Annotated in this window: 11 protein-coding genes and 1 pseudogene; 4 read left to right on the top strand and 8 right to left on the bottom strand. The window is 71.5% G+C overall.

Annotation, left to right across the window (positions count from 1 at the left end):
- The 4 genes and pseudogenes from ACWDVW_RS21495 to ACWDVW_RS21480 form a co-directional block, all read right to left on the bottom strand.
- A pseudogene (locus ACWDVW_RS21495) lies at positions 1 to 241 on the bottom strand (cysteine--1-D-myo-inosityl 2-amino-2-deoxy-alpha-D-glucopyranoside ligase); the annotation flags it as partial.
- A gap of 66 nt (positions 242 to 307) precedes the next feature.
- Positions 308 to 1,126 (bottom strand): SCO1664 family protein, encoded by an 819-nt coding sequence (locus tag ACWDVW_RS21490; protein ID WP_449951590.1) that lies wholly within the window; start codon positions 1,124 to 1,126, stop codon positions 308 to 310.
- A complete protein-coding gene (locus ACWDVW_RS21485) occupies positions 1,123 to 1,698 on the bottom strand; it encodes a DUF3090 domain-containing protein (protein ID WP_449951587.1) in 576 nt (191 codons plus the stop codon). The genes ACWDVW_RS21490 and ACWDVW_RS21485 overlap by 4 nt, the downstream gene beginning before the upstream one ends.
- Before the next feature lie 52 nt (positions 1,699 to 1,750).
- Positions 1,751 to 2,464, bottom strand: coding sequence for an MSMEG_4193 family putative phosphomutase (locus ACWDVW_RS21480; protein WP_350697686.1), 714 nt, complete (start codon positions 2,462 to 2,464; stop codon positions 1,751 to 1,753).
- A gap of 610 nt (positions 2,465 to 3,074) precedes the next feature.
- On the opposite strand from ACWDVW_RS21480, the gene ACWDVW_RS21475 reads away from it, so the two are divergent.
- Positions 3,075 to 3,656, top strand: coding sequence for a hypothetical protein (locus ACWDVW_RS21475; RefSeq protein ID WP_449951584.1), 582 nt, complete (start codon positions 3,075 to 3,077; stop codon positions 3,654 to 3,656).
- Between the two features lie 267 nt (positions 3,657 to 3,923).
- On the opposite strand, the gene ACWDVW_RS21470 is transcribed toward ACWDVW_RS21475, so the two are convergent.
- On the bottom strand, positions 3,924 to 4,760 hold the full coding sequence (locus tag ACWDVW_RS21470) for an undecaprenyl-diphosphate phosphatase (protein WP_396747787.1): 837 nt from the start codon (positions 4,758 to 4,760) through the stop codon (positions 3,924 to 3,926).
- On the bottom strand, positions 4,757 to 5,809 hold the full coding sequence (locus tag ACWDVW_RS21465; RefSeq protein WP_396747784.1) for an LLM class F420-dependent oxidoreductase: 1,053 nt from the start codon (positions 5,807 to 5,809) through the stop codon (positions 4,757 to 4,759). Before ACWDVW_RS21465 ends, ACWDVW_RS21470 begins: the two co-directional genes overlap by 4 nt.
- A gap of 147 nt (positions 5,810 to 5,956) precedes the next feature.
- On the opposite strand from ACWDVW_RS21465, the gene ACWDVW_RS21460 reads away from it, so the two are divergent.
- Both ACWDVW_RS21460 and ACWDVW_RS21455 read left to right on the top strand, forming a co-directional pair.
- Positions 5,957 to 6,928, top strand: a complete 972-nt coding sequence (locus ACWDVW_RS21460) for an aldo/keto reductase (RefSeq protein WP_350697385.1) — start codon at positions 5,957 to 5,959, stop codon at positions 6,926 to 6,928.
- A 59-nt stretch (positions 6,929 to 6,987) separates the two neighbouring features.
- Entirely contained in the window at positions 6,988 to 7,182 is a 195-nt protein-coding gene (locus ACWDVW_RS21455; RefSeq protein WP_396747781.1) for a DUF5703 family protein, read from the top strand.
- An 87-nt stretch (positions 7,183 to 7,269) separates the two neighbouring features.
- Here ACWDVW_RS21455 and ACWDVW_RS21450 read toward each other — a convergent pair whose 3' ends face one another.
- Positions 7,270 to 7,923, bottom strand: coding sequence for a hypothetical protein (locus ACWDVW_RS21450; protein ID WP_350697383.1), 654 nt, complete (start codon positions 7,921 to 7,923; stop codon positions 7,270 to 7,272).
- Positions 7,924 to 7,942: 19 nt separating this feature from the next.
- Positions 7,943 to 9,271 (bottom strand): M20/M25/M40 family metallo-hydrolase, encoded by a 1,329-nt coding sequence (locus ACWDVW_RS21445; protein ID WP_449951580.1) that lies wholly within the window; start codon positions 9,269 to 9,271, stop codon positions 7,943 to 7,945.
- 107 nt (positions 9,272 to 9,378) lie between these two features.
- Between ACWDVW_RS21445 and ACWDVW_RS21440 the strand changes: the two genes are divergently transcribed.
- A complete protein-coding gene (locus ACWDVW_RS21440; protein ID WP_449951578.1) occupies positions 9,379 to 9,978 on the top strand; it encodes a hemerythrin domain-containing protein in 600 nt (199 codons plus the stop codon).
- Positions 9,979 to 10,010 lie beyond the last annotated feature (32 nt).

The following is a 10,010-nucleotide window of genomic DNA, read 5'->3' as shown; positions in this document are numbered from 1 at the left end:
TGACGTTCTGCACGTACCGCACCTCGTGGCCCGCGTCGCGCCACATCCGCTGCACCAGGTCAAAGGTGATCATGGTGGCGGCGTGCCCCAGGTGGGTGGCGTCGTACGGGGTGATGCCGCAGACGTACATGGAGGTCGGTCCGTCGGTCGGGTGCACACCCTGCCGCGCCGAGTCGTACAACCTCAGCGGCCCACCCCTGCCCGGCAGCCGCGGCACCTCGTGCCCCACCCAAGACTCCATGACCGTCAGCCTAGCCAGCCGACCGTGGGCGTCACGCCGGGCTCTTCAGTGATCAAGCCGACATGGTCACACCGGCGGCCACGGCACGGCCGGCCAGTCGTGGGACGGCTGCGGGAAACGGCACTCCTCGCGGAGCCGGCCGATCCGGGCGGCCAGTTCGGTGATCTCACCGATGGTGAGGTGGTCGGCGAGGTCGTCGCCGAGCGGGCCGGCGACCTGGACGGCGAGCCGGTCCAGCGTCTCGACGGCGTCGGGCGGCAACTGACGGCCGGCCCAGCCCCAGAGCACCGTCCGCAGTTTCTCCTCGACGTGGAAGCTGACGCCGTGGTCGACGCCGTACAGCCGGTCGTCCGGCCCGACCAGGACGTGGCCGCCCTTGCGGTCGGCGTTGTTGATCACCGCGTCGAGCACCGCGAGTCGCGCCAGTCGCGGGTCGTCGGCGTGGGCCAGCGCGTACGCGGTGCCGTCGTCGTCGCGGGCCGCCGCCACCGGGAACCAGCGGGGCGGTACGGCGTCGGCCGGCACGAACCCGACGAGCGGCTCGGCGTCGTCCGGCTCGTCGATCCACAGTTGGCAGGAGCCCGGGCCAAAGGGGCCGTCCCGCAGCACCGTGAGCGGCACCAGGTCCCAGCCGGTGGCGGCGGAGACGAGGTAGGCGGCCACCTCCCGACCGGCCAGGGTGCCGTCCGGGAAGTCCCAGAGCGGACGCTCACCGCGTATCGGCTTGTAGACGCAGCGGGCGGTCGCGCCGTCCAGGGTGAGGATGCCGCGCAGGGTGGTGTTGGAGGCGTCGACCAGCCGGCCCTCGATGCTCAGGTCACCGTCGCGCAGCAGCCGCAACGCCGCGCCACCGTCCTGCCGGGGTGCCAGGCCGGACGAGGTCACCGGTGGTAGCCGTTGTTCCGGGGGCAGAGGTGGCCGGCTGGGTCGAGCGGCTGGCCACACAGCGGACACGGGGGACGGCCGGCGTTGACCACACGCCGCGCCCGCTCGATGAACTCGCGGGTCGCCTCGGGCGTCAGTCGGACCCGGAGCCGGTCGAGGTCCTCGTCCGGCTCGACGTCGTCGGCCTCGTCCTCCTCCGACTCCCCCAGCTCCAACTCGCTCTCGGTCTCGCCGACGGCGATCGCCTCGATGACCACGGTCGCGGTGTCCGCGTCGAAGGCCAACCCCAGGGTGCCGACCCGGAACTCCTCGTCGACCGGCGTCTCCAGCGGCTCGTTGTCGCCCAGCGAGGCGGGCGCCTCGGGCAGGTCGACGCCGAAGCGACGCTGTGCCTCGGTGAGCAGTTCCTCCAACTTCTCGGCGAGCAACGAGACCTGGACCTTCTCCAGCGCGACGCTGACCACCCGGCCGTCGCCGCGGGCCTGGAGGAAGAACGTACGCTCCCCCGGCGGCCCGACGGTCCCGGCGACGAACCGCTCAGGCGGCTCGAAGGCGTGCACCTGGTGCGTCATACCCACGACCCTATCCGGCGGCCCGACACGCCGCGCACCCCACCGACCCGAGTCACCGCACGCCGCCCGCACCACCGCCGACGGCGGCGTCCGAGTCCGCCGGCCGGGCGGTCCGGCGACGTCGCTTGCGCACCGGCGGCACCAACCCGGTCAGGTCGCCGCCGACATCGTTGAGGCGTACCAGGAAGGGACGCAGCGGCGTGTAGCGGATCGCGGTCACCGACGCCGGGTCGACCACGATCCGCTGGAAGAGATCCAGGTGTACGCCGAGCGCGTCGGCGACGATCGCCTTGATCACGTCGCCGTGGCCACAGGCCAGCCAGACCGCCTCCGGGCCGTGCTCGGCGGTGATCCGGGCGTCCCAGGCGCGCACCGCCGCGACGGCACGGGCCGCCATCTGCGCCATCGACTCCCCCTCGGGGAAGACCGCCGCGCTCGGGTGCTGCTGCACCACCGCCCAGAGGGGCTCCTTGGCCAGCTTCTTCAGCGGCTGGCCCTCCCAGGTGCCGTACCCGCACTCGATGAGCCCGTCCTCGACGACCGGCGCGGCCTGCGGGAGGGCGAGTTCCAGGGTCTGCCGGCAGCGGATGAGCGGGCTGGTCACCACGGCGGCCAGCGGCAGGTTCGCCAGTCGCTCGCCGACGGCCCGAGCCTGGGTGCGCCCGGTGTCGTCCAGTTCGACCGGTTGCCGACCAGCCAGACCGCCGTCGGCGTTGGCGGTGGTGCGTCCGTGTCGCAGGAGCAGAAGTGTCGCCACCCGCACCACCCTAGGCCCTCACCGCCGCCCGTCCCGGCCCGTCCCGCCGGTAGCACCGACCCCGACATACCTCGCGTGTCGCACCGCACGGCACGTGACTCGTTTCCGCGCGCGGCAGCGACCGTCCCGGCGACGTCGTTCGGGCGGGGGATGAAAGGAGGGGTCCCCTGCTAACGCCTGGTGCATAGCAGGGGACCCCTCCTAACACCGCGACACGAGGAGAGCCCAGGGTGGGTAGATCTGTGGTCGCTCTGACGACCACAGATCTACCCACCGTCGGCGCAGTCGCTCGACCTCAGCCGAATCACGCGATGCATCTGGGGCCTTTGTCCGCTATTCACCGCTTGGCAGTGGAATTCTCGGCGGCCGGGTGTCGTTGTAACGAAGACCGGCCGCCTCCAGCGCGCCCGCACGCCCTCAGGCCCGCCCGCCCGCGAGCCCTGGCTCCCCCACCGGGAATGACCCGCCCCCACCGGTCGTTACACCTGGACCCGGCACCGCGAGCGGCCACCACACCCCGCCAACCCGGGCCACACCCTCCCCCGAAACCACCCCAGCGCCAGACGGCGTCGGCACCGCACCCCCCTGCGGCGCCCCACCCCCGAATGGAGCTACCCCCATGAACACCATCCTGCGCAACAGCGTCCTGGCCATCGCCGGACTCACCGTCGCAGGCGGCCTCGCCGCCGGCCCCCTCAACCACACCGACACCACACCGACCAACCCCATCACCGCCGCCATCCAGGCCGACAACCCCGACACCAACACACTGATCCCGCACGGCGTGCAGGGCACCCAATCCCGCATCGACCTGGACGACGAGCAGATCGCCAACGCCAAGGCCATCATCGCCGCCACCAAGAAGGCCGGCATGAACGAGCGTGCCGCGGTCATCGCCATCGGCACCGCGTTCCAGGAGTCGAAGCTGGAGAACCTCGGTCACCTGGGTGACCGCAACGACCACGACTCGCAGGGTCTGTTCCAGCAGCGCCCGTCCTCGGGTTGGGGCACGGTCGAGCAGATCACCGATCCTGAGTACTCCACCCTGGCGTTCCTCAAGGGCCTCAAGCAGGTCGACGGCTGGCAGGACATGCCGCTGACCGTCGCCGCCCAGACCGTGCAGGTGTCGGCATTCCCCGACCACTACGCCCAGTGGGAACAGCAAGCCGCCGACCTCGTCGCCGAGCACTGGAACAGCTGACCCACCAACACCATCAGCAGCAACACCCCACACCACCACGACGGCCGGCACCCCACCCGGGGCGCCGGCCGTCAACACACCAACAACCCCCACCCGCAAGCACCGCGACACCCGCAAGCACCGCGATACCCGGAAGCGGCGCGATACCCGCAAGCACCGCGATACCCGGAAGCGACGCGATGCCCGCAAGCGACGCACGTTAGAAAGGGTCCCCTGCTATGCACCAGGCGATAGCAGGGGACCCTTCCTTACATCCACATCCAAGGATCAGGTGGCGCTGATGGTGCCGGTGAGCAGGAGTGCGAACACCAGGGTGCCGACCGCCACCCGGTAGAGCACGAAGACGTACAGGGTGTGGTGCGCGACGAAGCGCAGCAGCCAGGCGATGGCCGCGTACCCGACGACGAAGGCGATCAGCGTGGCGACCACCATCTGCGCCACGGTGGGCGCCGAGGTGCCCGGGGCCGCCGGTTCGAAGACGTCCCCGAGGCTGAAGATCCCGGACATCACCACCGCCGGGATGGCCAGCAGGAACGAGTAGCGGGCCGCCGTCTCCCGGGTCAGGTTGAGGAACAGACCGAAGGTCAGCGTCGCACCGGACCGGGACACCCCGGGGATCAGCGCCATCGCCTGGGCGAAGCCCATCACCACGCCGTCGCGCATCCGGAAGTCCTTCAACGTCCGGGTCTGCCGGCCCCAGTACTCGGCGAAGGCCAGCACGAAGGCGAACACGATCAGGGTGGTGGCCACCACCCACAGGTTCCGGGCGGTCTCCCGGATCTGGTCCTTGAACAGGAAACCGAGCGCCCCGATCGGGATCGAGCCGACGATCACGTACCAGCCCATCCGGTAGTCGAGGCTGGACCGCACCGAGGAGTCCCAGATGCCGACCGTCCAGGTACGGCCGATGCGCCAGATGTCCTTGGCGAAGTAGAGCAGCACGGCCGCTTCGGTGCCGAGCTGGGTGACCGCGGTGAACGACGCCCCGGCGTCACGGTCGAAGAAGATCGCCGAGGTGATCCGCAGGTGCCCCGACGAGCTGACCGGGAGGAACTCGGTCAGGCCCTGGACGATGCCCAGGACGATGGCTTCGATCCAGGTCACTCCCCGACTCCCGAGAGTTCCAGCGCCTCGGCGACGGTACGCAGGGTCTGCACCCCGCTGTCCCGGTCGCCGGCGAACAGGGTGATCGACAGGGTGGTGACGCCGGACTCGGCGTACTGGCGCATCCGCTCGGCGATCCGCTCCTTGGGGCCGAGCAGTGACGTCCGGTCGATGAACTCCAGCGGCACCGCGGCCGCCGCATCGCGCTGCCGCTTGGCCAGGTAGAGGTCCTGCACCTCACGGGCGGCGTCGCCGTACCCCATCCGGGTCGCCAACTGGTTGTAGAAGTTCTGCTGCCGGCTGCCCATCCCGCCCACGTAGAGGGCGGCGTACCAGCGCACCAACTGCGCGCACGAGTCGACGTCGTCGCCGACCACGACCGGCACGGACGGCACCACGTCGAACCCAGCCAGTTCCTTGCCGACCTTGGCCCGGCCGGCGCGTACCGCCGAGAGCTGTTCCTCGGCGAACTCGGGGGCGTAGAAGACGGCCAGCCAGCCGTCGGCGATCTCGCCGGCCAGCTCCAGGTTCTTCGGACCGACCGCGGCGAGGTAGATCGGGATGTGCTCACGCGGCGGGTGGAAACCCAGCCGCAGCGCCTTGCCGGGACCGTCGGGCAGCGGCAGCTGGTAGAACTCGCCGTCGTAGGCGACCTCCTTGCGGGCCACCGCCAGCTTCACGATGTCCACGTACTCCCGGGTGCGGGCCAGCGGCTTGCCGAACCGTACGCCGTGCCAGCCCTCGGAGACCTGCGGGCCGGAGACGCCCAGGCCGAGCCGGAACCGGCCGCCGGAGAGCGCGTCGAGGGTCGCCGCGGTCATCGCGGTCATCGCGGGCGTCCGGGCCGGGATCTGCATCACCGCGCTGCCGATGTCGATCCGCTCGGTCTGCCCGGCCATCCAGGAGAGCATGCTCGGCGAGTCGGAGCCGTACGCCTCCGCCGCCCACACCACCGAGTAGCCGAGTCGGTCCGCCTCCTGAGCCATGGCCAGATGATCCGCCGGCGTGCTCCAGGCTGTCTGGTATCCGAGGTTTAGCCCGAGTCGCACAGAGTCCTCCCCCATCCGCAGTCGCATCAGGTTACGCAATGCCGCCGAGCGCGACGATCACCGGCTCACCCGAATCGCCGTGCGTCTGGGCAGACTCGACGGGAGCGAGGATATCGGTTCGGCCCCCGTTCGAAATAAGGTTCACCCATGCAACAGCGACCGCTCGGCCGAAGCGGGCTGGCGGTTTCCCGGCTCGCGCTCGGCACCATGACCTGGGGCCGGGACACCGACGCCGACGACGCCGCTGCGCAACTGAAGAGCTACCTCGACGCGGGTGGCAACCTCATCGACACCGCCGACGTGTACGGCGACGGCGACGCCGAGTCGGTGATCGGCTCGCTGCTGGGCACGCTGGTGCCCCGCGACGACCTGCTCATCGCCACGAAGGCGGGGTTGCGCCCGGGTGGCGCCCGGCGTCGTGACGGCTCCCGGGGGCACCTACTGCGTACGCTCGACGCCTCTCTGCGACGCCTGGGTACCGACCACGTCGACCTGTTCCAGGTGCACGGCTACGACCCGGACACCCCGCTGGAGGAGACCCTCGCGGCGCTGGACCACGCGGTGGCCAGCGGGCGGGTCCGCTACGTCGGCGTGTCGAACTTCTCCGGCTGGCAGACCGCCCGGGCGGCGGCCTGGCAGACGGCCTGGCCCGGACGTGCCCCGGTGGTCGCCGCGCAGGTGGAGTACTCCCTGCTGGAACGGGGTGTCGAGCGCGAGGTGCTGCCGGCCTGCGAGGCGCTCGGCCTGGGCGTGCTGCCCTGGTCGCCACTGGGTCGGGGGGTGCTCACCGGCAAGTACCGGCACGGCCGCCCCGCCGACTCCCGGGCGGTGTCGCCCCATTTCGAGCGTTTCGTCGCCACCTACCTGGAGCCGCGCTGCTCCAGCATCGTGGAGGCGGTCGCCACCGCCGCCGGCGGCCTCGGGGTCTCCCCGCTGGAGGTGGCGCTGGCCTGGATCCGGGACCGGCCCGGGGTGACCGCGCCGATCCTCGGCGCGCGGACCTCCGGGCAACTGCTCGGCGCCCTCCAGGTGGAGCGGATGACCCTGCCGGAGGAGATCACCACGGCGCTGGACGACGTTTCGGCCCTGGAGGTCGGCTACCCCGAACGCGACGGGTGAGGTGCCCGACTTCCGCCGAGGGTGGCGCACGGCCGCCCGGAATGGGCAGCATAGGGCCTATGGACTACGAGTACGCGCCGCTGCGGTTACCGCCGAACGTCGACCGGTTGACCGCCGCCGCGCAACTGGCGATCCAGGCCGAGTACAGCGGGTGGGAGCTGGCCCGGGTGCGGCTGTTCCGCGACGGCACCCGCCAGGTGGTGCTGCGCCGCCGCCTGGCGAACGGCTCGCCGCAGCCCGGCCTGTCCTACTGACCGGCGGCCAGGGCCCACCCGGCGGTGGGTAGGTCTGTTGCTGCTGCGGCGACAACAGACGTACCCACCACCGACGGACACCTGGGGTCAGTGCACGTGGTCGTGCTCGTCGTCGAGCTCCATGAACGGGTGCTCGTCGAGTCGGCCGACCAGCCGGTCGTCGGCCGCCGGCTGGAACGGGCCCACCGGGTCGTCGTCGTCGAACGACTCCAGGTCGACCGGGGTGCCGACCTCGCTGACCATCACCACGCCGTCGAGTGGCTCCAGCTCCGGCACGTCGAGCGCGCCGAGCGAGCCGTCGCCGCTCTGCAGCAGCTCCAGCACCGCCTCGCCGACACCCTCCACCGGCGGCACCTGGTCCTCGCCGGGGGCGCCCTCGCGACGGGCCGCCTCGGCCACCCGGATCAGCGCGGAGACGCTGGGTACGCGGTAGTCACGGCGCTGGCGTACCGAGATCACCTGCGGGTGCGGGTCGGTCGGCTCCACGCCCTCGGCGCCACCGAAACGCTGGTCGGCCTCGTTCGGGTCGATCGACTCGACGTCCCACGGGGTCACCTCGCCGAAGGCGTCCATGAGTTGCTCGTCGTAGGCGTACGACGCGTTGTTCAACGCGACGTACGCCTGCCACACGTCGTCGTCGTCGATCCGGCCCTCGGCGGCGCGGACGGCGGCCAGGTGGTGGCGGGCCGCTTCGATCACGCGCTCGAGTGCGGCTTCCAGCTCACCGTGCTGGTCGGTCATGAGGCGTCCCTCTCACTTACTAACAGGTGCGCAGGAACCGGTCGAGAACCCGCACGCCGAACTGTAGTCCGTCCACCGGTACCCGCTCGTCGATGCCATGGAACAGCGCGGAGAAGTTCAGGTCGGCCGGCAGTCGCAGCGGCGCGAAGCCGAAGCAGCGTACGCCGATCTGTGCGAAAGCCTTCGCGTCCGTGCCGCCGGAGAGCATGTACGGCACCGGCCGGGCACCCGGGTCCTCGGCGATGAGCGCGGCGGACATCGCCTCGACAAGGTCCCCGTCGAAGGTGGTCTCCAGGGCGGGCTGACGTTGCACGTACTCGATGGCGATGTCCGGGCCGACCAGCTCGCGCAACTGCCGCTCCAGCAGCTCGGACTGGCCGGGCAGGCTGCGGCAGTCGATGGTGGCGCTGGCCCGGCCCGGGATCACGTTGTCCTTGTAGCCGGCGGCGAGCCGGGTCGGGTTGGCGGTGTTGCGGATGGTGGCGCCGATGATGTTGGCGATCGGGCCGAGCTTGGCGATGGCGGTCTCCGGGTCCTCCGGGTCCAGCTCGATGCCGAGCACCTCGGAGACCTCCTCCAGGAAGGCCCGCACGGTGTCGGTGACCACCACCGGGAAGCGGTGCCGGCCGATCCGGGCCACCGCCTCGGCCAGCGCGGTCACCGCGTTGTCGTCGTGCACCATCGAGCCGTGCCCGGGCCGCCCCTTGGCGTGCAGCCGCAGCCAGTCGATGCCCTTCTGCGCGGTCTCGATCAGATAGAGCCGCCGCGACTCGTCCACCGTGTACGAGAAGCCGCCGACCTCGCCGATGCCCTCGGTGCACCCGTCGAACAGCTCCCGGTGCCGGTTGACGAGGTAGTGCGCGCCGTACTCGCTGCCGGCCTCCTCGTCGGCGGTGTACGCCAGCACGATGTCGCGCGGCGGGCGGACGCCGGTGCGCTGCCAGTGGCGGACCACGGCGAGCACCATCGCGTCGAAGTCCTTCATGTCGATGGCACCCCGGCCCCACAGGTAGCCGTCGCGCAGCTCGCCGGAGAACGGGTGCACCGACCACTCGTCGGCGTCGGCGGGCACCACGTCCAGGTGGCCGTGCACCAGCAGCGCGCCCCGGCTCGGGTCGGCGCCGGGGATCCGGGCGATCACGTTGGCCCGCCCGGGGGCGGACTCGTGGATCTCCGAGGTGATGCCGACCTCCGCGAGCTTCTCGGCGACGTACTCGGCGGCGAGGCGCTCTCCGACGCTGGTGGCGTTGTCGCCGGTGTTGGTGGTGTCGATGCGCAACAGGTCCCGGCAGAGGTCGACGACCTCGTCGGTCGGCGCGGGGAAGGCGGGGTGCGCGTCGCTCGTCATCGCCCCTTCATACCAGCAGGCCGTTTCGGCCCGGGTGAGTGCGGGTACTGCGCGCGCGTCCGAGTGCCATATCATCGTCGCTCCGCCTGCCCAGTCGAGGAGGGACCGTGTCCGTCCACCTGCCGCCGCTGCCACCGTCGACCGGCGACGGCTACCAGCCCGCCGGGCAGAGCATCGCCGCCACCATCGCCGAGGAGCACCAGGACCTGCTGAGCCTGGCCCGGCGACTGGTCGAACCCGGCCCGGACCCCGCGCACGGCCGGGAGATCCTGGTCGCGGCGCTGTCCCGACACCTGGCGGCCGAGGAGCAGTGCCTGCTGCCCGCCATCCGGCAGGCACTGGAGGACGCCGACCAGCCGGTCGCCGACGTGCTGGCCGGCGACGCCGCGCTGCTGATGGCGCTGCGGGGGCTGGACGACGCCCGGCTGCCCATGGTGGCCGACCTGCTCGACGCGCACGTGACGGCGGTCGACGCCCTGGTGCAGCGGCTCTGCGCGGCGGCCACCGAGGAGGAGCTGATCCGGCTCGGCAACCGGCTGGAGATCGCCGAGGAGGCCGCGCCGACCCGCCCGCACCCGGGGATCCCGCACACGCCCCCGTGGAACCGGATCGTCGAGCCGGCGGTGGCGCTGGTGGACAAGTTCCGGGACGCGGTCACCGGCCGGCACACCCAACTGAGCGAGGTCGCGGAGCCGCCGCAACGCTGAGTGACCCGCGACATGTTCATGGTCGTTGATCC

The organism is Micromonospora sp. NPDC003241 (assembly GCF_053589795.1).
Note: the sequence above shows the minus strand (reverse complement) of the source record. Positions and strands in the feature narration are given on the sequence as shown.

What these genes read in the sequence shown, in the direction of transcription:
- ACWDVW_RS21475 (WP_449951584.1), top strand. Translation starts at nt 3,075, where the DNA reads ATGAACACCATCCTGCGCAACAGCGTCCTGGCCATCGCCGGACTCACC.
- ACWDVW_RS21460 (WP_350697385.1), top strand. Translation starts at nt 5,957, where the DNA reads ATGCAACAGCGACCGCTCGGCCGAAGCGGGCTGGCGGTTTCCCGGCTC.
- ACWDVW_RS21485 (WP_449951587.1), bottom strand. Translation starts at nt 1,698, where the DNA reads ATGACGCACCAGGTGCACGCCTTCGAGCCGCCTGAGCGGTTCGTCGCC.
- ACWDVW_RS21445 (WP_449951580.1), bottom strand. Translation starts at nt 9,271, where the DNA reads ATGACGAGCGACGCGCACCCCGCCTTCCCCGCGCCGACCGACGAGGTC.
- ACWDVW_RS21455 (WP_396747781.1), top strand. Translation starts at nt 6,988, where the DNA reads ATGGACTACGAGTACGCGCCGCTGCGGTTACCGCCGAACGTCGACCGG.
- ACWDVW_RS21450 (WP_350697383.1), bottom strand. Translation starts at nt 7,923, where the DNA reads ATGACCGACCAGCACGGTGAGCTGGAAGCCGCACTCGAGCGCGTGATC.